Consider the following 23,664-nt stretch of genomic DNA (forward strand, 5'->3'; position numbering starts at 1 on the left):
AACAATTGCTTATGTGTAATGTGTCGTATTATTACACACATAAGCACGTTTGCTCATATTGATGGTACAAAAGTTGAGGTCTGACCAATGTCTCAGTTTTTTGATACTTTCGTTCAATTTTTTGAAGATAGGGCACAAAAAATTAAAGGAGCTTTTTAATTGTGGAATTATTTTGAACAAAATATGTCAATTGTCAGTAGGACGAAAAAGTAGGGAGAAGAGAAATGCCGGATATATATTGCGCAGCTTGTAGAAAATCAACGCAACATAAAGTGATTATGAAGCGTTGCGAGCCTCAGTCTGTTGACTCGTTAACAGGCAAAATGGTGAGTTTTACACAGCTGATGGCGAAATTTGTATCAGGTGAACATTATTACGAGATGGAGCCTCAATACTACTGCCGTTGTTGTAATCATCGTGCAATTGGAGAGGTTGTTCCACATCCTACACGGCATACATCGGCCGCACTCTAACTCTGAGTGATAGCCATGATTAATGGCTAAATAGGGCGGCGTTGCCCGAACGACATATCTATACAGGCGTGTCATGCGCTTTCAAATTTGCGACTCCGCGGGAGCCGCTAGGTTGCTTTTTCTCTTCATATCACGGTTACTAAGTGAGCGGCAATAATCATAGCTCTTTCCCTCCTTCGTTGTTTTCTGGTTATTCTCTGCTGAATTTCACATGCTGTGCATTTGATGGTTTGCAATTTTTTGAGCAACGATTAATGTGATGCTTTCTAAGTGGTTACAAGGAAGTGGGTTAATGAGTTATCAATTGGACCGGATTGATTTACATATTTTGAGAGTGCTTCATTCGAGAGGCAGAATTCCAGTTGTAGAACTAGCAAAGCTGATTAACTTAACGACTTCTCCATGTTCTGATCGTGTAAAGCGGCTAGAAAAAGAAGGGTATATCAATGGTTATCATGCGGAGTTGAATGCGGAAAAGTTGGGGCTGGATGTGCAAGTATTCATCCATATTCGTTTAGACCAAACCAGTTTTTCTATTTTTGAAAAGTTTGCGAAAGCGGTGGAATTGATGCCTGAAATTGAAGAGTGCTACTCGCTCTCTGGAGATTTCGATACCATGATAAAAGTTCGTGTTAAGAGCATGAAAGCGTATCAGGAGTTTATGTCGAGCAAGTTAGGCACGCTTCCGGGCGTGATTCAAACTCGTAGTGAAGTGGTCATAGAAGAACATAAAACGGGATTTGGTGTTAATCCCGAGCTCCTTGGTTAGGCGAGGCATGTGTTGAGCCTCCTTATTTAGCGTGGCTTGGTATATTACTTTTTCACGATTAAAAAAGGAGCCGAAGCTCCTTTTTAATAAATCGGTGAGCGATTATGCCCCGATAAAGGTGCTGATAACGCCAATTAAACCACCAAAAACACCGCCCCAAACGACTAGCCAGCCAAGGTGTTGTTTAATCATCTTTTGCACCATTTCTTTAACTAATGCCGGTGTTAATTCGCTTAAACGTTGATCGATGATACCTTCAATGTTCTGCTTTATCTCATCCATCATTGCAGGAGATTCGAATTGCTCTTTCAGTGCTTCTTTGATGTTATCGCTCTTGCTCAACTCAATGATGGATTCTTGCATCTTTTCGACGAAAGGTTGGCGCATGGGTTGTAGCGCTTCCGAGCCGCCAAACATCGCTAGCATGCCACCAAACTGAGAGCCTTCAATTACTTCCACTAGGGAATCAAATGCTGGATTTAAATCTACTTTCTCAATTACTGGTTGAAGATCGATGTTCACACCGCCCGCCATTTCTTTATTCAAGAATCGGTCAATGTTCGCTTCAGTAAAAAACTGTTCCATCATCAGGTTTTTGATAGCCAGTTTAAACTCTTCAAATCGCGCGGGGATCACGCCAGAACCGTATAATCCAGGCACTTTCTCAAACAGCATATGGATGGCAAGCCAGTTGGTGATGGCGCCTGAGAACGCAAACAGCCCTGCATACCAAAGATAGTCGTTTTGTAATTGATGACCTCCAGCCATCAAAGCGATAGCGAGGACATTCGTTAGCAAACTTTTGTTCATAGTGACCAGTTATATATGAATATCGGAAAGAATAAGTGGGCCTGATTCTATACCTAAGTCACATTAAGATGCTAGGTTTTGCCGTGATGAGTAGTCTTGTAGCGAAGGGAAAAAAATGAATGCTCGGAAAAACAAAACCCGACAATCATTGTCGGGCCACTGCTTTTTCTTAGAAAAACTAAGATTCTATTTTTAATTTTAGATGCGGTAGATCTTACAACAAAGTTGGCATTTCCATCTTTCTGAGTAGCCAAATAGCTTGTCAGCCCAACTTGGTTTGAGTTGTACGATCTGCATTGAACCACATTTACACATAAGCTAATTACCTTATTGTTAATATAATAACTAAGCCATCTATTGAGTATAGCTGTTTCTCAAAAAGTGAAATGACAAATGAAGACGGCTCAATACTCTGTATTGTGTTCATTGCAATGGATACGCAACGAGGCGGTATATTAGCAGAAAAAGTGTGAGCTTTATCATGGAGAGTGTTTCATATATGAGAAACCACAATGGCTATATGAGCATCTAGCCATGGATTTAAATAAAAAACGGCGCTTAAAGCGCCGTTTTTATTGAGCTTATCACTCGTTAAGAAGCGTGTTGATTGTCTAGTTCTTCAGCGATAAATCCGCCAGTTTGATGCGCCCAAAGCTGGGCGTAAATGCCGTTATTCGCAATGAGTTCTTGATGAGAACCTTGTTCAACGATGCTGCCTTTATCTAGCACGATGAGGCGATCCATTTGTGCGATGGTCGATAATCGGTGAGCGATAGCAATAACCGTTTTCCCTTGCATTAATTCATTCAAGCTTTCCTGAATCGCTGCTTCGACTTCTGAATCTAGAGCCGATGTTGCTTCATCCAATACCAGCAATGGTGCATCTTTGAGTAGCACACGAGATATTGCGATACGCTGACGTTGGCCGCCAGACAGTTTCACACCACGTTCACCAACTTGCGCATCGTATCCGACATTACCAAATGGGTCGGTCAGAGTTTCGATAAACTCATGGGCATGCGCTTGCTTAGTGGCTTTCAGCAAATCTTCTTCTGTCGCATCTGGATTGCCATACAAAATATTGTCTCGAATTGAACGGTGTAGCAGAGAAGTATCTTGGGTCACCATACCGATCTTTGAACGCAAAGAGTCTTGTGTGACTTCTGAGATGTTCTGTCCATCGATCTTAATGCTGCCGTCTTCGACATCGTGGAAACGAAGTAACAAGTTCACCAAAGTCGATTTTCCGGCGCCGGAGCGCCCAACCAAGCCTACTTTCTCTCCTGGTTTGATGTTGAGATCGAGATGGCTAATTACGCCTTTGTTCTCACCGTAATGGAAGCTGACGTTATCAAAGTGAATGCCTCCTTCAGTGACAACCAAGTCTTTTGCACCTGGTTTATCTTTAATATCAATAGGCTTAGAGAGTGTTTTCATTCCATCGACAACGGTTCCCATGTTTTCAAAGAGGGCGCCAACTTCCCACATTATCCACATCGACATACCATTTACGCGTAATGCAAGACTAACAGCAATCGCAATCGCGCCAACGCTAATGGCACTATCCAACCACAGGTAAATAGATAAAGCAGCAACGGAAAAGACCAAAATATAGTTTGAGATCTCTACAGCGACGTCGAAGCCGGTCACTAGGCGCATTTGACGATAGACCGTATTCAAAAATCCTTTCATGCCTTGCTCGGCATATTGGGTTTCGCGCTGGCTATGAGAAAACAGTTTGACGGTTTGAATATTGGTATAACTGTCGACGATGCGCCCTGTCATTGTCGAACGTGCATCGGCCTGTGCTGAAGCGACGTCTTTGAGCTTAGGGACAAAATAGATTTGGATAGCGATGTAAGCGAGTAGCCAGACAATCATTGGGATCATCAAACGCCAGTCTGCCGTCGCTAACATAATGATCATGCTGGTGAAGTAAACCGTAACGTAAACAAACACATCCATAGCTTTCATCACGGTTTCGCGCACAGCTAATGAGGTTTGCATGACTTTCGTTGCGACTCGACCTGCAAAATCATCTTGATAGAAGTTCAAGCTTTGATTGAGCAAATACCGGTGTGCAAGCCAGCGGATAGACATTGGGTAGTTGCCCAATAACGTTTGATGAACGAGCAACGAGTACAAGATCACCAATATAGGCATGACAACCAGCAATAAGGCTCCGTAGAAAATCAAATCCGATTTGTTGTCTTGTAAGAACGTTTCTGGATTGCTGGTAGACAACCAATCAACCAATTGTCCCATGGCGCCAAACAACATTACCTCAACAACAGCCACAATTGTGGCCATCAAAGACATGATGATCAAAGGCTTTTCATAACCACGAGTGTAATAACGCAGAAAAGCGAACATCCCTGAAGGAGGCTGATCCGGTGTAGATTTGGGGAACGGCTCTGTAAAGCCTTCAAATCGTTTAAACATAACTCATCCTAAAGTTAAAACAGTGCCATTTGGGGTGGCTAAATCCATCGATTCACGCTGCTTTGGACGAAACCGCGTGTATGAGAGTTTTTTGCCTGCTCCTCGATAAAGCAGACCGATTGACGAGAGGGGCGAAAAAATAGTCTAACCGATTGTGTCTTAAATGTAACTAGTTGGTTATGAGTGTGATTGTCTATGGTTCTGATTCTTATGATGAATTCTTATCATGTTCATCACGGTGCCATAAAATCTTAAACCTGCAAAGTGACAATAAAATTTAGGGAAAAATAAACTTAATGCAGCAAAAAACACTTTTGTGCAATTAAATTAATTGTCAAAACAGCAAAACTGAAGTTAACAATAAATTTACAATCTCCTCATTCTAGTGATAAGGAATATATTGGATGCTATTACACGAATCAGTGACCCAATTTGCTAATGGGAAAGAAGAAAGCACGCAAAGTGCTCAGCGCCAAACCGCAAACTGCGTAGTGATGGTGCCACCGAAAGAGTTTCGTTTTAATGAAGAAACCGCACAAGATAATGAGTTCCAACATAAAGTGTCACTCAGCCAAGAAGAAGTCTCACGTCGAGTAATGGCCGAGTTCGCGAGTATGGTTGCAACGCTGCGTCAAGAGGGCGTTCAAGTTGTTGAGTTTGATTATCCAACTTCAGATGTTGCGACGCCAGACGCGGTATTTCCAAACAATTGGTTTAGCACTACGCCAGATGGCACGTTGTACACCTTTCCAATGGCCTGTGAAAACCGTCAAAAAGAAGTACGTCCCGATGCGCTTGTGGCAGCACTAGCGCAAGCAGGGCGAGAAGTTCATCGACGCAGCAGTCTAACTGAATATCTTGACGAGCAAGCGTATTTAGAAAGCACGGGTGTGATGGTGTTTGACCACCTAAATAAAACGGTCTATGCCGCACTCTCACAACGTTGTGATCGTCTGGTTTTAGAAGATTACGCCGATCGTATTGGCTATGAACGAGTGATTTCTTTCCAAACTCGTTTGCCGTCTGGTGCGCCGATTTATCACACCAATGTGATGATGGCGGTTGGCGAACAGTTTTGCGTGATTTGTGACGAAGTGATCCCAGAATTTGAGCGTCGTTTTGTAATGAAGTCACTCGCCAAAGACAAGCAAGTCATCTCAATTTCGCTTGAACAGATGAACCAGTTCTGCGGTAACATTCTGCAACTGGAAACGATCAACGGCGACAAGGTGATTGCGATGTCGCAATCGGCGTACGATGCATTCTCACCAGCACAAAGAAACCAATTGGCAACGCACGGTAAATTGCTGCCATTCGACGTTTCTACCATAGAATCTATTGGTGGTGGTTCGGTTCGTTGCATGTTGGGTGAAGTGTTCTTACCGAATCGTAAAGCTGTGCTTTAATAAACTGCACATTTCTTTTCAGCCGCAGTGAAAGGCTGACGAAGCGTTCTCTTCAAGGGTTTTTAGCCGTTAGCTCTGTGGCAGTACAGACTAACGGCTTTTTTGCGCTTTTTAGTTTTCTGAAGATTTGCGTAGGCGACGCTTGGTTTAAGCGCCTAAAATAGGATGGTTCACCTAGCAGATTGTGGTAAAGTCCGCGCCTGCGTTTTACCGCATCTTCATTGTTTTTATTGCCTCTTCAACCAAAAGTACAAGGTTTCGCTGATGCCATTTTCTACTCTCTCATTGAGTTCTGAGCTGATTCACGCCCTGCCAAAAGACTTCAAGAAACCGACCGATATTCAAGCGTTGGCCATTCCTGAGCTGTTGGCTGGTCAAGATCTATTGGCTTTGGCAAATACAGGCAGCGGCAAAACCCTTGCTTATGGTTTGCCTTTGTTGGAAAAGCTGGGTGTCAATCCAGAGCAAAAAGCGCTGATTCTTGTGCCAACTCGTGAGCTGGCAATGCAAGTGAGTGAAGCAATTAACCAAGTTGGTCAAGTTCTTGAACTCAACGCAGTGTGTTTGTGTGGCGGCGTTGATAAAGAGCAACAACAGCAGGCGCTAGCGACAAATCCTCATATCCTTGTCGCGACGACAGGTCGTTTGGTTGATCTGGCAAACAACGGTTTAGACTTAAGCAATATCCATTACCTAGTGTTGGATGAGGCGGATCGTCTGTTGGATATGGGCTTTTGGCCTGACGTGCAAAATATTGCGGGGCTGATTTCAAACCAGCGTCAAACCGCAATGTTCTCGGCAACGTTTTCAGATGAGTTGAAGGGTAAAGCGAAGCTGCTTATGCAGGCACCAAAGCAAGTTGCAGCGCATCAAGAAAACAGCACCAACCAAGATATTGCTGAAACGCTGTACCTCGTCAACAAAGGCAGTAAAACCAAGGCATTGATTGAACTGATTCAAAAAAACGCGTGGACTAAGGCATTAGTCTTTATTGGTGCGAAAGAGAACGCCGATGGCTTAGCGAAGAAGCTGAATAAAGCGGGCATCTCAACCAATGCGTTGCATGGCAATAAGAGTCAAGATGAGCGAGAAGAAGCACTGGCGCAGTTTAAATCTGGGCAAATTCAGGTGTTGATTGCCACCGATCTACTAGCGCGTGGCATTCACATTGAGCAATTACCTGTAGTGATCAACTTTGAACTGCCAATGTATGCAGAAACCTATGTTCACCGAGTAGGACGTACCGCTCGCGCAGGCGAACAAGGTGTCGCGATGTCATTGGTTTGTCATGGTGAAATGGACGCACTAAGCGCGATTCGTCACCTGACTCAACGTGCATTACCAGTGCAAGATCTGGCAGGTTTTCCAGTAACGGATAAGCCATCAACTGGCGAGAGCAAACGCGCGCCACGCGATAAAAAAGCCAACCGCCGAACTAATGCTAAGAAGAGCATTAAGCAGTTCCAAGGTAAGTCGAAACGCCCAGCCCCGAGTGCGAAGTAAACCAAAAAAACACGCTCTGACGGCATAGTCGGTTCAGAGCGTGGCTTAAATTTTACTTTGGGGTGTTAACCCACAGTTGGGCCAACCAAGCGCATTTCCCAATCTTCAACTTCGCCAGTTTCTAGGCGGCGCTCGACCAACTTGCCCCAAGACTCGACTAACGGCAGCTCAGACAGCTTAGTGAGTTCTTTTCTATCTAAACAGCCAGTGAAAACCGCGCCCATGATGCGAGCCAGTGGCCATTCTGGATAAGGTCTTTCGCACAGAATAATCTCGTCACCTGCACCGATATCGCCTTCTTCCAACACTCGGAAATACCAGCCTGTTCGAAGCGTATCTTGCAGTCTTCTCGCCATGTCGTGTTGGTCAAAACGTACGTTAAGTTTCCAACAAGGCATGCGACCTTGCGACACTTCCAGTAGTGTTGAGCCGATGCGAATTTTATCTTTCAAGCAAATCGTGGATTCGGTGACGCCTTCGGAGCTGATGTTTTCGCCAAAGCCGCCGGCGGATTGGAAAATTGGTCTTTTGCCTAATTCTTGTTGCCAGATTGGGTAGTGCTCGCTTGGGTAAATATGAAGCGCTTTTTGAATGCCACCATGAAAGCGCGGATCACCTTGCTCATCACTGGTAAAGCCAAGCTCTGTTGCGTGCTGGCGCTCAGGTAGCACTTGTTTGTTGATTGCGCTTTGCACTCCATGAGCATAAGGGACGGTTTTCCCTGCTAGCACAGCTTTTACGACGCCGATTTTCTTCATATAACCTCCTTATTATTTGAATGAGAGATAAAGTGTTTATCTTCATTCGCGATGCGGAGCATGATAGCCTAGTAAACTTGTGTCGGTGTAGGGATGAAAAGACAACTAACAATGCTAACTCGCCAAATTGATTCGAAGTCAGGCGTCGTCACCTCCAATGAGATGATGGCCGCGAACCCCCATTCTCCTGTTTTAGTGAAAACCATCGACATGCCAAAAGGTTACATTGATGCGCTGCATCAACACACTTGGCATCAAATCATCTTTCCTATCAAAGGGTTATTGCAAACACAAACGGAGCATTATCAGCACTTGGTTCCACACACCTCTGCGTTATTTGTTCCTGCGGGTGTTCAACACGAGTCGATTGCTCTAAGCAATACGATATTTGTTGGCATTTACCTCAACCCTGAGTTTGGTGCGACGTACGAGCCACAAGTGAGAACCATTGCTTTAACGTCGTTTTTAAATGCGCTTTTACAAGAGATCCGCAGACTGTGTGAAGGTGAGACAAGCCACGAAGAAGTGTTGCATTTACTGGCGGTGCTGCATGATCAAATTTTGAAACGCAACGTGCAGACATTTCAGTTATTGCTGCCACAAGACAGACGACTAAAACTGATTTTCGAGCGACTGACTGACGAGCCAGCGTTGAGCTGTTCGCTAAAAGAGTGGGGGGAGAAAATTGGGGCGTCTGAGCGTACTTTATCACGGCTGTTCGCCAAGGAATTCAACACTTCATTTCTACTTTGGCGGCAACAAATTCGGCTAATTTACTCGCTTTCTTTGTTAGATGAATCGTTGCCAATCCAAGCCATTGCAGACCTAGTGGGTTATCAAAATGACTCATCCTACATCAAAGCATTTAAAGCCTATTTTGATATGACGCCACAACAGTTTAGAGTGAACGGCGCATCGCGCAGGTAGAAATACAGAGCTTCGACTTCACTTAATGCTTTTGAGTAGAAGTCGCGAAACTTCCTTTTTGAATTTCAATTACATGGTATGAATAACAATGGCACCAACGATAAATACTCGAGTGAATCAATTCTGTTTTGGTCAACCCAAAACGTCGCTGTCGTTGGAAAAAGAGCCCCTCAAACCGCTTGCTCAGGGCAAGGTTCGGGTGCGACTGGAAGCCACCAATATTAACCCAAGTGACTTGCTTTCCATTCATGGTGTTGGGCAATACCGCCGCGTTCACGTACCACCTCGCGTGCCGGGATTTGAAGCGGTTGGGCGTGTGGTGGAAGTCAGTGCAGTTGGTCAAACTGGCCTTCAAGTTGGGCAAAAGGTGTTGGTGGCGATGAGTGGTACTTGGCAATACTACATAGATGCCTCGCCTGAGAATCTTTTTCCGCTACCTGAGAGTTTGGAGAACGGCTATGCCTGCCAATTGTACATCAACGCGCTAACCGCGTGGGTTATCACCACTAAAGTGGCGAAGTTGAACAAAGGCGATGTGGTGATCATCAATGCGGCAGGGTCAGCGATCGGTAAGATATTCGCCCAGCTTGCTCACTCACTGGGTTTTACACTGATTGCTGTGACTTCAAAGCCAGAAAAGTATCCGTACGATACGATTCCAGTGTTGGACGCAAAACAAGACTTACACGCGCAGCTGCAAACGCGCCAACTGCCACAACCAACGGTCGCTTTGGATGCGATAGGCGGTGAGGCTGGCACGGATCTCATTCGTACCTTGAAAGAAAACGGCCAATACATCAACTACGGAACATTGTCGTTAACGCCTTATACGCCTGAGTTTTTTGAATCGATGAAGGCCAACAACATCGACTTTAGTACATTCTTTTTGCGGTATTGGGAAGAATCGGTAGGTAAAGGCGGGAGAAAGACGGTGTTCGCTGAAATGTTAGAACACTTTATTAGCAGCGACATAAAGTTAAACGTTGCATATGATCTGTCGTTAGAGGACTTTCAAACAGCGATTGAAATGGTTGAGCGACGCTCGTCAGCAGTGTCAGGAAAAATCATTTTGACGCTGTGAATTACAGTGGGCCTGTTGAGAAAAGGGAGGATAAAATCCTCCCTTTTTTATGGGTTTATTTGTAATGATAGGGCTATTTTAGATGGAAGATTTGCTCTGTTTCGAGCGATGTCATCGCACGTACTTGACGCCAAATGTAATAAAAAATACCGAACATCATCAACATACTTGGGATGGCAATCATTGGGTAACTGTACAGCGTCATTTTTCCTAACTCTTCGTTAAAGGCAGCAGTACCAGAAGGGCTAGTCACAATCCAAGTCGCAAGGAAGTAGTTCATTGCAGATGAGAACGCAAAAGTACTTGCAAACAGGTAGTTAGAAGACATAAGGCAACGTTCGAACGCATCGGTTTTACCATTTTCTTTTAAACGTTGGTTAATCAACGCGAGGTTCAACACAGTGTCATTCAGTACTAACTTCTGCATCAGCGGGTAGCGGGTAAACGTTGAACCCAAAACCGCTAAACCGATCAGGCCAGGAATCAGGGCTTCTTTTAGTGCTAACCAGCGTGTATCAAGCTCTAACAAGCCGATGCCACCAGTTAGTAGAACACTGATAAAGCCCAGAGCAGAAATAAAGTTAAATTTCTTGTTACGGACAAGGTCCATACCGCCATAAATGATAGGAAATAGCAAAGCGACAACCAGCGCCATTGCTGTCCCTAGATGCTCATCGCCACTAAACTTCATCAAAATGAAGGAAGGGATAAATACGTTGAAAAGGATTTCAAATAAGGGATTCGGCTTTTTCGCCGTCGTGTTACTCATAATGTTTTACTGACTCTACTCTATGTCGGCTGTTATTGTACTTTGACAAGAAGTGTTCATCTAGTCGCGCTTGATGTAAAGCGTTAAAGCGTCGAGTTGTGTAACGACTTATGAAATAGACCGGAGCATAGCCAGTTAGTTTACATGATTGACTACTTTTTGTGTCTTAATGACTCTCCTTCTGTGCGATGATCTGATTACGCGCTCTGAATAATCGAGTCGCCACTGTGTTGTGGTTGAGCCTCAAGGCTTGGGCAATTTCATCATGATTCAACCCAGCCACTAAGCTCAAGAGCAACGGCTCTCGGTATTTGGGTTCGAGAATCATCATTTGTTTTTGAAGCCAATCTTGGGCCATGTCGTAGTCACTGCCAGGGTAGGTTTTTGTCTGTATTGCACACTCATCAATGTCGACAAAGTCGTACTGTTTTCTATCAAAGCGCCGAGCATTCTCACGACGCAAAATAGTAATGAGCCAAGACTTCGCGGCGTTGGGGTCATTTAATTTATCAAAGAATCGCCACGCTTTCAGAAAGGTTTCTTGCGCTAAATCTTGAGCAAGGTGGTGATCTTTGCATAACCAATACGCGAGACGGTAGATCTCTTGGTATCGATCTTTCGTCAGTGCTTCGTAACGTTTATGTTTTTCCATAGCATTAAGATAAAAAGTTTGGAGAGCACGTTGTGTCTGCCAGATGAACGACAACCCTTTTTATCGCTTTTACAGTGATAAAAAGGGTTGTTCGATTAGGAAGACAAATTCGAAGAGTTAACCTTCCAAATATCGAAGGGTGACTCTGATTTCTTTCTTACACGCTTAAAATGGTTGGTTGGAAAAGCGTGAGTACTGGATGGCATCTGCGACTTCCTGAGCTTTAGACTCTGAAGTCATAAGGTGAAGTAGCTTAAGAGCAGCTTGATAGCTAACTAGGCTACCGTTCGAAGTGATAACGCCATCATCAATGACAAAATTCTGGTCGACTTGTACTTTGACTGCTGGGTAATCTCTTTGAAAGCCGTTTTCACCTCCGGCCCAAGTTGTTGCTTTTTTACCGTTTAAAAGGCCAGCTTCGGCTAACAAATACGCGCCAGAGCAATTACTTGCCATCCAATCTGCCGCCTTTGAGGTAGTTCTAATAAAGTGAATGAGATCTTTATTTTCGATTAGTGCATCCATGTCATAGCTGGATGTTAAAACCAATACGTCGAGTTCCGGCAGATCACCAATCCAAGCATCCACACCAATTTTTAATCCTTCTTCAGTGGTGATGGTTTTCTGATCTGAGACGGAAATGGTGAGCACGTCATAATCACTAAACCAAGTGAGACGACTTGCGACGCCAAAGACCTCTAAAGGCGCAGTAACATCAGAGGTCAGTACGCCATCGTAAACCAGAATACCAATTCGTTTATCTGCGGCATGTGCTGTTTGAAGCATCCCAAAGAATAGGACTAGTGTTGCTATCAATAGTTGTAGTGCATTCTTCAATCCGTTTTTACCCATGGTTTTTTCCTCGTTAACAGAGCATCAAGTTATTGAGGTTCATTATATTTAGGCTAATTAGTGATTGAAGAGCCACTTTGTCTTTACTAAAGTGAATAAAATTCATGAATAGAGTTCATTGGTTATATGGATAAGATACGGTCCCTACGATTTTTTATTGCCACTTTAGATGGCGGTAGTTTTGCTGCGGCTGCCAAAGTGTATGGCACTGACCCTTCGACCGTGAGTAAAGCCATACATCGTCTTGAAAGCGATTTGGGTATACAGCTTTTTCAACGTTCTACGCGACAGAGCCGCCTGACAGAAGCTGGTCGTCGGTACGCAAATACTGCTAGGTTTGTACTGGAAGAGCTGGCGGCATGTGAGGATTCATTAAAAAGTCACAATGATGCGCTTTCAGGGCAGCTTAAGATTAATGTGCCAGTCTCGTACGGTCGCCTCTATATTCGTCCTTTATTAAAAGAGTTTTGCCGCCGCTACCCTAACATCACTATCGATATTCATTACGATGACGCCTACGTTGATATTATTGAGCAAGGTATTGATGTGTCGATTCGCTCTGGTGTCGTTCACGATAGTCAATTGATTGTGCGTCAGCTCAGCCCTATCGATTTTATCATTTGTGCCAGTCAGGAGTACTTAGCGCGCCATGGTGTTCCGAGTGGCCCGGGTGTATTCAATGACCATTCTTGGGTTCGTTTTCGTTTTAAACAAACGGGGAAACTGTTGCCGATTCGGATGCCAGAACCAGACGGTGCGAGTGAATATGACCCCGAAAGAAACTATATTGTAAATGACGGTGAATCCATGGCAGAGCTTTGCGCAGAAGGCTTAGGATTAACTCAGATCCCTCATTTTATCGCGAGAGACTGGCTTAAAGCGGGGCGTTTAGTGCCGATATTTCCGAGCATGCGCCAAGCAGGAAATGGCGTGTATCTTCTCTATGCCAACCGGGAATATGTGCCTGCCCGAGTGAGGGTGTTCATCGATTTTATCACTCAAGCAATACAGGATATGGATGAAACGCCATTCCATACTTGGGCTGAAACGTTGCCGATTTATCGACCGAACCAAGGCGATTGAAAACTTCATGTGAGTCTTTGGTTAAAACCCCCTAAGCTATATGGTGCTTTTATTGGTTTTTGTTAGTTTATTGGTCGTTATTATCGAAAAGCGCAGTTTGCTCTTCGTCACTCATAAAGGAAAGACAATGCTAACTAAGATCTTAGTGCCTGCTTTGGCCCTACTTCTCAGCGCATGTGGCGGCGACGGGGAGTCGTCAGCCCCAGCAGAAAGCGGCTCACAAAACACAGGTTCCACATCGTCACAAGGCACATTTGCCGAGCAGATGCTTGCAGCGGTCAACAGCGCCCGCTCTACTACACAACAGTGTGGCGCAACCACCATGCCACCTGTTGGGGCTCTGACTTGGAGCTACGATTTGGAAAGCGCCGCTTATCGACATTCAAGCGATATGGCGAACAGCGATTTCATGAGCCACACAGGCTCTGATGGCAGCAAAATGTCAGATCGAGTTAACGCAACGGGTTATGCTTGGAGCGCCATTGGTGAGAATGTCGCCGTAGGGCAAAGCAGCATTAACGCCGCCATTAATGCTTGGTTATCGAGTGAAGGTCACTGCCTTAATATCATGAGTGCGGATTTTGATCAGATGGGCGCGTCGCTTGTCGAAAATCACTCTGCACGCTACGGATATTACTGGACTCAGGTTTTTGCCAAACAGCGCTAATGCGATAAAGAAGCCTGATAGATAAAATAAAACGCCAGCAGTCACTATCTGCTGGCGTTTTATTATTTACATCTCTTTTAGCTTGTCAGGTTACGAAGTTTTGGGTCATCCGCCAGGTATTCAACAAATTCAATCTCAAAACCGGCAGGGTCAACAAAATACACATTTTTGCGGTATGGTTCATCAGCACCAGGTTGGGCAATCGGATAACCTGCATCGGTTAGTCTTTTGATGATTGCATCGACGTTGTTGGTCACATAAGCAAAATGCGCTAGCCCAACTTGGTGCCCGCTCAACTCGCGGTTTTCTCCTTCGCCATGGTCACTCATGGCTATGTATTGATACTCGTCGCCAAAATGTAGCCAGTTTCTTGGCTTTCCACTCCATTCGCCTTTACCTTCATCACGCACGTACCAATGTGGAAATGCAGTTTGGTAAAACTTCAGCATTTCAGGGATATCTTTCACGACTAAGTTAATATGTTCTAGTTGGATCATGATGTGCTCCTTTTTGTCATTTTCTAGCCAACGATGAACATGCTAAAACCTCAAGTTAAGTTGAGGTAAAGGGCTTTTTTGATTTTATTTGTAGACGCCATTTATAAAGGTCAGGCAGCTGACACTGAAGAGTTGGCTCACACAGAAATCATTGAAACCTTGTGCAAGATTGGAAAGATGTTACATGATGGGGACTTCCAGTTAACCGTTTGATTTAAGTAAGCAAAAGATGAAAGTTTTTACACTTAATCATGATGTTGAGAATTTCCCTTTTTTACAAGAAACTCAACTAGAGATTTCTATACAATACTCGGATGGCGATTTGCGGGAGTTATGTGGTGAGCGTGTCGCTGATACTTGGATGATTATTGATTTGGAGTGGGTGAGTGATAACCACATGCTTACAACAAAACCTGATTTTGCAATCTGGCGTGCAGGCGAGTTTGCTTGTTCTGAGTCCGCATATAATCAAATAAACGAAGCTCTTGATTCCAGTTGTGAGTTTTTGCCATTACGCGTCGCTGGCGAGCGTTGGTATGCTATAAACATACTCAAAACTTGCGATGCTATTGATAAGGATCGCACTGTGTTAAATGTAAGAGCTAATGGTAAGCCAAGTCGTGTAAAGCGGTTTAAAAAATTAGTGTTGAGTAGTAAATCAATCAAATCCGGAGGCTTGTTCAGGATTGAAAATAACGGAAGCGGTGTTTACTGCAATGATGAATTAGGTGGTTTGTATGAAATTTACCATCGTTGTCAGCTAAAAGGCCTGATATTTGAAGCAGTAGAAACGAGTTAAAGCCCGCAATGTTGTATTTCGGCAGCTTTATTTTACGCTGTTATTTCTAGTAATAATTTGTTCCCCCCCCCCCCAAAAAAAAACAAAAAAGCCAGCAGTTAATACCTGCTGGCAAAGTCTTTGGGCTTCTAGGTTTTTTGATTTTATTTCTTGTTACTCATCGCTGTCACGGTGCCCCGATTGGTTTTCCGGGGAAGAAAACACAGCACCGTGCGCTTTGTGCTCAAGAAATTGGAGATTAACCTTGCTTACGGATTAGGTAGTCAAATGCGCCTAAGCTTGCTTTTGCACCTTCACCCATCGCAATGATGATCTGTTTGTAAGGAACGGTTGTTGCGTCACCAGCTGCGAAGACTCCTTCTAGGCTAGTATCGCCACGGCTGCCGACTTCGATTTCGCCGCGCTCAGATAGGGCTACTTCTGAATCTTTTAGCCATTCTGTGTTTGGTACTAGACCGATTTGAACAAAGATACCTGACAGTTCAATCTCTTTGATTTCATCTGTGTTGCGGTCTTTGTACTTCAAGCTTGTTACGCGAGTACCGTCACCCACCACTTCTGTTGTTTGCGCCATCGTGATGATGTCTACGTTTGGTAGTGAGTTCGCTTTGTCGATAAGTACTTGGTCTGCGCGAAGTACGTCTGCGAATTCAAGAACCGTTACGTGCTCTACGATACCAGCAAGGTCGATAGCCGCTTCGATGCCTGAGTTACCACCACCGATAACTGCGGTTTTCTTGCCTTTGAACAGTGGACCGTCACAGTGTGGGCAGTACGCGACACCTTTGTTGCGGTACTCTTGCTCACCCGGAACGTTCATTTCACGCCAGCGTGCACCAGGGCTTAGGATGATACTCTTACTCTTCAGCGTTGCGCCGCTTTCAAGTTGGATGTGAATCAAACCATCTTCTGTGTGTGCTGCACCCATTAGCTTCTCAGCTTGTTGCTCAGTCACGACGTCTACATCGTATTCTTTTAGGTGTTCTGCTAGGTCAGTTGCCAGTTTTGGACCTTCAGTACGTTTTACCGAAATGAAGTTCTCAATTGCCATGGTGTCCATAACCTGACCACCAAAGCGTTTAGCAACAACACCAGTGCGAATACCTTTACGAGCAGCATAAAGAGCAGCTGCGCTACCACCAGGGCCACCGCCGACAACAAGTACGTCGTATGGGGCTTTTTCGCTTAGTGCTTTCGCCGCTTTCTCGCTCGCGCCGTCATCCACTTTGTTTAGGATTTCAGTCAGAGACATACGGCCTTGACCGAATAGCTCACCGTTCACGAATACACTTGGTACTGCCATGATGTCGCGTTGTTTCACTTCATCTTGGAACAAACCACCGTCGATCATGGTTGCTTTTACTTTCGGGTTGATCGCCGCCATCATGTTGAACGCTTGAACCACGTCCGGACAGTTTTGACACGACAGTGAAATGAAGATTTCTACGTCTAGATCTTCGTCTAGTGCTGCGATTTGCTCGATCACTTCTGGTTCTAGTTTGATTGGGTGACCGCCCGAATGAAGCAGTGCCAATACTAGAGAGGTAAATTCGTGACCCATTGGCAAGCCTGCAAAGCGTAGTGCTGTGCCTTTTGCTGGGTTAGTTACCGCCATCACTGGTTTACGTGCGCTTGCGTTGTCGTCACGTTCAACGGTGATTAGGTCGCTCATCTCTGCGATTTGGTTCGCTAGAGACAAAATGTCATTCGATGCTTTGCTTTCATCTAGACTAACCACTAAACGAACTTCTTCTTTTACATTAGCCAGATATTGTTTGAGTTGTTGTTGGATCGCTTGGTCTAACATAGTTGTTACTACCTTAATTAAATAGTTACCAATCAAAACAAGTATTTGTTCATTCTTGCTAGCTAAAATCGTTGATAACTGCGTTATAGATTTTGTAGTTAGAGTAACTAGCTATCGAAAATCTATGCCTGGTTCTAAACGATTTTTTCTACGCAATTACTGCACACCTACTTATTCAGATAGGTAATAAAAAGTGGTTACTGTAGATAAAACCTGAGGGGGAGAGAGCAAATCAGGCAGAAGGTCGTCAAGGTATCTAACCTGAAGTGCTCTCTAATTCAGTTCTAATCAGAAAAAGGAAATCGGGAACTGATTAGAACTTAAATTTCAGTGGCTTAGATTTTGCCAACTAGGTCTAGTGATGGAGCTAGTGTCTCTTCACCTTCTTTCCATTTAGCTGGGCAAACTTCGCCTGGGTGAGCTGCTACGTATTGAGCTGCTTTCACTTTGCGTAGTAGGTCTTCTGCGTCACGACCGATACCTTCAGCAGTGATTTCCATTGCTTGGATAGTACCTTCTGGGTCGATTAGGAACGTAGCGCGGTCTGCAAGACCTTGACCTTCACGCATCACACCGAAGTTGTTTGTGATGTTGCCTGTTTGGTCGCCAAGCATGTAGTACTGAATCTTACCGATTGTGTCTGAGCTGTCGTGCCATGCTTTGTGAGTGAAGTGTGTGTCAGTTGATACTGAGTAAACTTCTACGCCACGTTTTTGTAGCTCTTCGTAGTGGTCTGCTAGGTCGCCCAGTTCTGTTGGACATACAAACGTAAAGTCTGCTGGGTAGAAGAAGAATACTGCCCATTTACCTAGAACGTCTTGTTCTGTTACTTCAACGAATTCGCCGTTTTTGTACGCTGTAGCTGCAAATGGTTTGATTTGAGTATTAATCATAATTTACTTTCCTTTGAATGTTTTAAGCTGAGTTGTTGTTGCTTTCGGAAAGTATATTCTCATCGGAGTGTGTTTAAGGAAAATCGCTTGTAACTATCCTATTGATAGCCATTTCCTATTTCACTTGATAGGGAAATCCGATGTAAGTGAGTTTGCTTTGATAGGTTTTATTGAAGATTAAGGCAGAGTTGCAATAGAGAATACCGATGATTACTTTGAGTAGATCTTCTCGCTAAGATCGAAAGAGCCTGCATCTCGGCAGGCTCTTTCTAATAGGAAGTGTGGAAGCGGATGCTTCTATCTTGTTAGCTCAGATTATCGAGCACTTTGCCACACAACTTCTTCAGCATGATCATTTCATCCAGCTCTAAGGTGATTTTACACATCATGGCGTTTGGCACTGACTTGGCTTGTTCTTTAAGGTCACTACCTTGCTCGGTTAGGTTGAGTACGCGAACGCGTTCATCGGTTTCACTGCGACCACGCTCTACATAGCCTTTTGCTTCTAAGCGTTTAAGTAGCGGCGTGAGTGTGCCTGAGTCCAAATACAGTTGTGACCCCAACTCTTTAACGCTGGCACCGTCTTTCTCCCACAGTACCATCATCACTAAGTACTGCGAGTAAGTCAGATCAAGCTCGTCCAATAACGGGCGGTACGCTCGGATCACTGCATTTGCTGCGCTGTAGAGCGGGAAGCAAACTTGGTTTTCGAGTAAGAGTTTATCGTCGTCGGTCATGGTGTTGTCGGTGTAACACTGGCTCATTGGCGTTGCCTACCTGATCACAGAGAAAGAAAGTCATAAAATAAATTGTGCACAATATAGTTGCAAACGATCTTTACTTCGATATAAGATTGCAAGCAATTAAATTGCGCACAACTTAAATTAAGAAGGACACTCGCATGACTACTCTATACAAAACTCAAGCTACCGCTTTGGCTGGTCGTAATGGTCAAGTAAAAACAGATGACGGTCTTCTCGATCTAGAGCTGTCATACCCGAAGGAAATGGGCGGCACAGGCGCAGCAACTAACCCAGAACAGCTGTTTGCCGCGGGCTATTCAGCATGTTTTTCTAACGCGATTCTGCACGTAGCGCGTGAAGGTAAAGTAAATCTGAAAAGTGCACCCGTAACAGCGCAAGTGGGCATCGGTCCGAACGATAACGGTGGCTTTGCACTAACAGTGAGCCTAGCGGTAGAGCTAGACATGCCACAAGAACAAGCACTAGAGCTAACGCGCATTGCACACCAAGTTTGCCCATATTCAAACGCAGTTCGTGGCAACATTGATGTGGCAGTAACGGTAAACGGCGAAGCGATTTAAGCGGTTTCAACCACTGCACAAAGACAAGAAAGCCTGCAAGTACGCAGGCTTTTTTTTGATTGGTATGAGTCGAGAATACTTAACGCGACTCTAGCGGGTAAGAGCGGTAGCTCCACATACCGTAGGTACGCAGTGCATCGCGGTAGATACCAAGCAATTCGCCATCGCTGGCTTTGGCTAAGTCTTTCAGTGGCTTGTCTGGATAGCTCACTGTGTCAAAAGTGATGTCTTGCGGGCCAGTTTGCCAGCTTGCGATTTCAAACAAGGTTTGACCACGGCGCACATGGCTCGCTGAGCTGATGATGGTCGCGTGCTTGATGTTATGACGTGCCAATGCGTAGCTGCTGAATAGGGCGTTACCTACCGTGCTGGTGGCGTAGTTTTCTTCAATGATGCGATCTTTGCTGATGCCTTTTTCAATCAGCCAATCTGCCATTAATTTGCCTTCGGTTTTGTGGTTCTTCGGTACACCACCCGTCAACACGATCAACGCGTCTGGGCTTGCTTTCGCCATGGCTAGCGTGGTTTCCAGACGCTCAACCAAGATTTGATGCATTGAACCATCTGGGTTCAGCGCGTATCCCAACGTGACTATAGCGCCTTTGTCATCCAGTTTGCCTTTATCGGCTTTCTCTTTTAGTGGCGTTGCAAGTACGCGGTCTACGGTGTCGAAGATGCGTTGGATATCTGCCGCTTTACCTGCATTGAGCTTCATGAGCGTCGCCATGTGTTTCGCTGATTCTGCTTGGTTGCCCTCAAAGCGTTGCCATACCGCTAAGTAAGCGTGCAAATCCACATCGTCTGGTGCGACAGAAAGAGCTTGTTCAAATAGTTCAATCGCGCGGTCTGCATTCTTGTTGTAGATCTGTGCGTTTGCCGCAGAAATCAGTAGGTCAGTGCGGTACGGCTCGAGTTTGTATGCTTCTAGTAAGCGGTCGGTAACAATCTCCATGTTGCTCGGCATTTTGGCGGTAAAACCCGCATGCGAAATACGCGCAGGGGATTTGAATGCTTGTACCGCGTCATTCAGCAGTTGGTCGACAACCTGACGTTTGGTGACGATCTGTGAGTAGTCGGCGGAAGATTGAACGGCAGCATCGTTAGCCGCGATAGAGTATGGGGCAGCAGTCAGCGCAATCACGCTACCAAGAGCAATGGCAAGTAAGTTCTTCTTCATGGAATGTCCTAGAGGTGCTGTAGTACCTAGTTTTTATTGTGCCTAGCGTTGTAGGTCGAACGGGGTCGATAGAATTTTTTCAGTCTAGGTTCGCTTCATGAATAATCTGTGAAATGAATCCCAACTCAGCCGAGCGAATGAACGCGCGTGGTCAAAACGCGAAGTAGGATCACGAAAATATTGAGGTATTCGTTCGTGTTCTAAGTAATTGGATTAAAAGATAAACAGCGTTTGGAAGAACGAATTTAAGCAACCAGAGTAAGAAATGAAAAAGCCTGCAACGATGCAGGCTTTTGGTTTATTTGATGGCAGTGCAGAAGCTAACGTCTGCATGGTGCGTTTGTGGGTCGAAGCTGTGGTAAAGCTCAAAGCAAGGTCGGTCGTCGTTCTCAATACCGGATTCAATCACTTTGCTCATGACATCATCCCACGCTTTTGAGTATTGGCTCGGGTCAGTAATGTGCTGGCGCATCACCGCATACTGACCGCCGGGGAAGTCTTGCAGTTCAATGCCTTTCGGAACTTCGGTATCTTCTGGCACCATTAGACAGATGTCAGTACGGCACTTCTCGTCTGGCGTGATTTCTGGGTTGTCATGGTAGATGAAGATGCAGGTATTGCCTGCCAAACCTTTCATTCCTGCCCATTGATACAAGCGACCTGATGGCTCCTCATAGCCTTGGCCGTAAGGGCCGTTTACGCGAATGTAAGCCAGTTTTGCTTTTTCAAAGTTTTGCGTTTCCATTGTCATGCTCCATTTGGTGAGTTCAGAGCCAGTATATGAATCGCTTGGTGATACTTCGTTTCCATTCTTGCGCAACGTGTGTCCAATCTTGCTGTTTCGTGCTAATTCAGAAAATTGCTGGTAGTTTTCGCAGTCACGAAAGGCCGTAGGTGTGCCGCCATAATGTTGTTTGAAGGCTTTGGCTAAGCTCTGTGAGCTAGAAAATCCGTACTCTAGGGCAATGTTTAATACAGGTTGCTTGGATTTGAATAAGTCATCGGCGGCGGCTTCTAAACGTAAACGTCGAATGAAATCAGCCAATGTCTCGCCTTGCACGGCTTTGAAGGTACGATGAAAGTGATAAGGGGAAAGGTTCGCCAGCGCGGCTACTTCTGGCAGGTTGAGTGGTTCATTAAAGTGTTGTTCTAAAAAGCGAATCACAGGAATCAGTCGTTGGTGGTAGTCGACGCGCATCGAGGTATTTCCTTGTTCTTTTCAGCTTGTATTCTCTGCTCAAAGCCTACCGTAATCCAACAAGCTTGCAAGGGAACTAGGTGAGAAATGCGTGGCGAGATGAGCGTCAATCAGTCACACTCAACGAACAGATGTTGAAGCAAAAACGTCGCGCTTATTATCTTTACTAACCGCTAGGACAATCATGATAGCTTGGAAACAGTCTCTGCCAGAGTACGAATGGCTCATTCATCAAGTTTGGTACTTGGAAGTGCCAGAGGGTGAAGTCATTGACCCCAAGCCGCACCTTATTCCAAACCCGCGTGCTCATTTACTCTTTACGCCACCAGAGCAAGGCTACAGTTACGACACGGGAGACACTAAGCTTGCTGGCAAAGGCTGTCACTTATTAACGGCTAACGAACACTTGCTGTTGTTGGAAGATACGGCACCCATCAAGCGTATTGGTATCACCTTTCGCCCAGAGGGTTTGTATGCCATTGAATCGCGGTTTAGTGATGCATCCCGAGTTAGCGCAATTAACCAATGCGAATGGTTTGATTGGCTCAACACGGCGTTTGATGAGCGCTTTCAACAGGGGTTATGGCAGCTAGAGTTGCAAGATTCACCGCAATGTTTGCTGAACTACATCAAACAACATCTAGCTGCGTTAGATATCGAACCTTGCCGCAGCAAACCGTTTTTGGCATCGCAAAAAGCAGTATCCGTGATGGACGCTCAAGCACTACGCTCACCTGAACTAGCGATGGATATTGATGAGATAGCTAAACAGTGCGCCTGTTCTCGCAGAACGCTTGAGCGCAGTTTCAAGCAGGTGGTGGGGTTGAGTGTTAAGCAGTATCAACAAATGGCACGTCTGGAGCAGATGATTTTGACCCTCTACAAGCAACAAGAGGCGATTGATTGGGCGAGCTTCTCACAGCAATTTGGTTTCAGTGACCAATCGCATTTGATTCGTACCCTCAAACAGCAGCTAAGAAAAACACCGAGCAAGTACTTGAAAAAACGCGACTTAACCATCGATATCTATGGCGATTTTGAGTCGTAATACATTGCTACTCAGCCCGAAAGTTGTCGCAAAAATCCAATTTTTCTCTTATCCGCTGGGCTACTATTTTTAGCAGATAACGAGGTAACACATGTCATATCAAAAACTAAAACAAGGCGAAGCCATCCCATTTAACGAATCGTTGACTATCCAACTGATTCAAGGCTCTGATCTACAAGATATTATCGAGATGTTGAACGATGATAAGGTCAATCAGTATCTGTTCTTCGCACCTGCTGACAACAGCCTATATGAGGGTTTCTTTGGCCCTATTATTGAAAATACGGCACAAGCGATTAAAGACAGTGTTTGGCCAGATAGCCCAACGTTCGTGATTCGTGACCAACAAGGCCAGTACATGGGAATGTGTGCAGTGACCGCAGTGATGTTCTTAACTGGCAACTACGAAGTAGGTTATCAATTACCAACTTGTGCATGGGGTAAAGGCGTTGCGACTCGCGCTTGCCAAATGATGACCGACATTGGCTTTACTGAGCTAAACGCCCATAAAGTCAGTGCCGATTGCTACGCTTCTAATGCTGGTTCTTACAAGACGTTAGAGAAAAATGGTTTTACTCAAGAAGGCCGTCAGAAAGACTACTACAAACTAGAGCAAGGCTTTGACGACAAGCTTTACTACGGTATGACCGCAGAACAATTCGCGTCTTTAAATCGCTAATAATTAGCTGACAAAAAGTAGCGAACAAAAAAGGCCGTTAACCCACATGC

At 44.9% G+C, this 23,664-nt stretch carries 24 protein-coding genes; 12 read left to right on the forward strand and 12 right to left on the reverse strand.

What is annotated here, in order from left to right; translation table 11 throughout:
• Positions 1 to 224: 224 nt before the first annotated feature.
• Together R7P74_RS15155 and R7P74_RS15160 are read left to right on the forward strand one after the other, a co-directional pair.
• Positions 225 to 473, forward strand: a complete 249-nt coding sequence (locus R7P74_RS15155) for a hypothetical protein (RefSeq protein WP_005374593.1) — start codon at positions 225 to 227, stop codon at positions 471 to 473.
• A gap of 292 nt (positions 474 to 765) precedes the next feature.
• Positions 766 to 1,242: an Lrp/AsnC family transcriptional regulator gene (locus R7P74_RS15160; RefSeq protein ID WP_005374595.1), complete on the forward strand. Its 477-nt coding sequence runs from the start codon at positions 766 to 768 to the stop codon at positions 1,240 to 1,242.
• Positions 1,243 to 1,344: 102 nt separating this feature from the next.
• Here R7P74_RS15160 and R7P74_RS15165 read toward each other — a convergent pair whose 3' ends face one another.
• Positions 1,345 to 2,052 (reverse strand): DUF445 domain-containing protein, encoded by a 708-nt coding sequence (locus R7P74_RS15165; protein ID WP_005383549.1) that lies wholly within the window; start codon positions 2,050 to 2,052, stop codon positions 1,345 to 1,347.
• 591 nt (positions 2,053 to 2,643) lie between these two features.
• Positions 2,644 to 4,494, reverse strand: coding sequence for an ABC transporter ATP-binding protein (locus tag R7P74_RS15170; RefSeq protein WP_005374597.1), 1,851 nt, complete (start codon positions 4,492 to 4,494; stop codon positions 2,644 to 2,646).
• 404 nt (positions 4,495 to 4,898) lie between these two features.
• Here R7P74_RS15170 and R7P74_RS15175 point away from each other — a divergent pair, with 404 nt between their 5' ends.
• Positions 4,899 to 5,900, forward strand: a complete 1,002-nt coding sequence (locus R7P74_RS15175) for an arginine deiminase-related protein (RefSeq protein ID WP_005383547.1) — start codon at positions 4,899 to 4,901, stop codon at positions 5,898 to 5,900.
• Between the two features lie 264 nt (positions 5,901 to 6,164).
• Entirely contained in the window at positions 6,165 to 7,403 is a 1,239-nt protein-coding gene (locus R7P74_RS15180) for a DEAD/DEAH box helicase (protein ID WP_031780833.1), read from the forward strand.
• Between the two features lie 65 nt (positions 7,404 to 7,468).
• Here R7P74_RS15180 and R7P74_RS15185 read toward each other — a convergent pair whose 3' ends face one another.
• Positions 7,469 to 8,161 carry an MOSC domain-containing protein gene (locus tag R7P74_RS15185; RefSeq protein WP_005383543.1) on the reverse strand — a complete coding sequence of 231 codons (693 nt, stop codon included), beginning with the start codon at positions 8,159 to 8,161 and terminating at the stop codon, positions 7,469 to 7,471.
• 111 nt (positions 8,162 to 8,272) lie between these two features.
• Here R7P74_RS15185 and R7P74_RS15190 point away from each other — a divergent pair, with 111 nt between their 5' ends.
• Positions 8,273 to 9,088, forward strand: a complete 816-nt coding sequence (locus R7P74_RS15190; protein ID WP_318122946.1) for an AraC family transcriptional regulator — start codon at positions 8,273 to 8,275, stop codon at positions 9,086 to 9,088.
• An 88-nt stretch (positions 9,089 to 9,176) separates the two neighbouring features.
• Positions 9,177 to 10,169, forward strand: a complete 993-nt coding sequence (locus R7P74_RS15195; protein ID WP_154204091.1) for a zinc-dependent alcohol dehydrogenase family protein — start codon at positions 9,177 to 9,179, stop codon at positions 10,167 to 10,169.
• 73 nt (positions 10,170 to 10,242) lie between these two features.
• Here R7P74_RS15195 and R7P74_RS15200 read toward each other — a convergent pair whose 3' ends face one another.
• The 3 genes from R7P74_RS15200 to R7P74_RS15210 form a co-directional block, all read right to left on the reverse strand.
• Complete coding sequence (locus tag R7P74_RS15200; RefSeq protein WP_005383527.1) at positions 10,243 to 10,938, reverse strand: VC0807 family protein; 696 nt, start codon at positions 10,936 to 10,938, stop codon at positions 10,243 to 10,245.
• A gap of 166 nt (positions 10,939 to 11,104) precedes the next feature.
• A complete protein-coding gene (locus R7P74_RS15205) occupies positions 11,105 to 11,635 on the reverse strand; it encodes a sigma-70 family RNA polymerase sigma factor (protein WP_255209459.1) in 531 nt (176 codons plus the stop codon).
• Between the two features lie 120 nt (positions 11,636 to 11,755).
• Entirely contained in the window at positions 11,756 to 12,442 is a 687-nt protein-coding gene (locus tag R7P74_RS15210) for a DJ-1/PfpI family protein (RefSeq protein WP_225473594.1), read from the reverse strand.
• Between the two features lie 126 nt (positions 12,443 to 12,568).
• Between R7P74_RS15210 and R7P74_RS15215 the strand changes: the two genes are divergently transcribed.
• On the forward strand, positions 12,569 to 13,525 hold the full coding sequence (locus R7P74_RS15215; protein ID WP_213897466.1) for a LysR family transcriptional regulator: 957 nt from the start codon (positions 12,569 to 12,571) through the stop codon (positions 13,523 to 13,525).
• 127 nt (positions 13,526 to 13,652) lie between these two features.
• Positions 13,653 to 14,192, forward strand: a complete 540-nt coding sequence (locus R7P74_RS15220) for a CAP domain-containing protein (protein ID WP_262634274.1) — start codon at positions 13,653 to 13,655, stop codon at positions 14,190 to 14,192.
• A 77-nt stretch (positions 14,193 to 14,269) separates the two neighbouring features.
• Here R7P74_RS15220 and R7P74_RS15225 read toward each other — a convergent pair whose 3' ends face one another.
• A complete protein-coding gene (locus R7P74_RS15225) occupies positions 14,270 to 14,689 on the reverse strand; it encodes a VOC family protein (RefSeq protein WP_005374615.1) in 420 nt (139 codons plus the stop codon).
• A gap of 229 nt (positions 14,690 to 14,918) precedes the next feature.
• Between R7P74_RS15225 and R7P74_RS15230 the strand changes: the two genes are divergently transcribed.
• A complete protein-coding gene (locus R7P74_RS15230) occupies positions 14,919 to 15,488 on the forward strand; it encodes an imm11 family protein (protein ID WP_053350147.1) in 570 nt (189 codons plus the stop codon).
• A 238-nt stretch (positions 15,489 to 15,726) separates the two neighbouring features.
• Here the strand turns inward: R7P74_RS15230 and ahpF are convergent, their stop codons facing one another.
• From ahpF to R7P74_RS15245, 3 genes are all read right to left on the reverse strand, one after another.
• On the reverse strand, positions 15,727 to 17,295 hold the full coding sequence (gene ahpF, locus R7P74_RS15235) for an alkyl hydroperoxide reductase subunit F (RefSeq protein ID WP_318122938.1): 1,569 nt from the start codon (positions 17,293 to 17,295) through the stop codon (positions 15,727 to 15,729).
• 335 nt (positions 17,296 to 17,630) lie between these two features.
• Positions 17,631 to 18,188 (reverse strand): alkyl hydroperoxide reductase subunit C, encoded by a 558-nt coding sequence (gene ahpC / locus R7P74_RS15240; RefSeq protein ID WP_005374632.1) that lies wholly within the window; start codon positions 18,186 to 18,188, stop codon positions 17,631 to 17,633.
• A 305-nt stretch (positions 18,189 to 18,493) separates the two neighbouring features.
• Entirely contained in the window at positions 18,494 to 18,952 is a 459-nt protein-coding gene (locus tag R7P74_RS15245; protein ID WP_318122940.1) for a MarR family winged helix-turn-helix transcriptional regulator, read from the reverse strand.
• Positions 18,953 to 19,089: 137 nt separating this feature from the next.
• On the opposite strand from R7P74_RS15245, the gene R7P74_RS15250 reads away from it, so the two are divergent.
• On the forward strand, positions 19,090 to 19,512 hold the full coding sequence (locus R7P74_RS15250; protein ID WP_042600226.1) for an organic hydroperoxide resistance protein: 423 nt from the start codon (positions 19,090 to 19,092) through the stop codon (positions 19,510 to 19,512).
• A 79-nt stretch (positions 19,513 to 19,591) separates the two neighbouring features.
• Here the strand turns inward: R7P74_RS15250 and R7P74_RS15255 are convergent, their stop codons facing one another.
• Together R7P74_RS15255 and R7P74_RS15260 are read right to left on the reverse strand one after the other, a co-directional pair.
• Positions 19,592 to 20,689 carry a YdcF family protein gene (locus tag R7P74_RS15255; RefSeq protein WP_225473602.1) on the reverse strand — a complete coding sequence of 366 codons (1,098 nt, stop codon included), beginning with the start codon at positions 20,687 to 20,689 and terminating at the stop codon, positions 19,592 to 19,594.
• 298 nt (positions 20,690 to 20,987) lie between these two features.
• Complete coding sequence (locus R7P74_RS15260; protein WP_318122941.1) at positions 20,988 to 21,887, reverse strand: AraC family transcriptional regulator; 900 nt, start codon at positions 21,885 to 21,887, stop codon at positions 20,988 to 20,990.
• A gap of 184 nt (positions 21,888 to 22,071) precedes the next feature.
• Here R7P74_RS15260 and R7P74_RS15265 point away from each other — a divergent pair, with 184 nt between their 5' ends.
• Together R7P74_RS15265 and R7P74_RS15270 are read left to right on the forward strand one after the other, a co-directional pair.
• Positions 22,072 to 22,935, forward strand: a complete 864-nt coding sequence (locus tag R7P74_RS15265) for a helix-turn-helix domain-containing protein (RefSeq protein ID WP_318122942.1) — start codon at positions 22,072 to 22,074, stop codon at positions 22,933 to 22,935.
• A gap of 91 nt (positions 22,936 to 23,026) precedes the next feature.
• Positions 23,027 to 23,614, forward strand: coding sequence for a GNAT family N-acetyltransferase (locus tag R7P74_RS15270; protein ID WP_017634515.1), 588 nt, complete (start codon positions 23,027 to 23,029; stop codon positions 23,612 to 23,614).
• Positions 23,615 to 23,664: the final 50 nt, after the last annotated feature.

It is taken from the genome of Vibrio sp. 2033 (assembly GCF_033339735.1).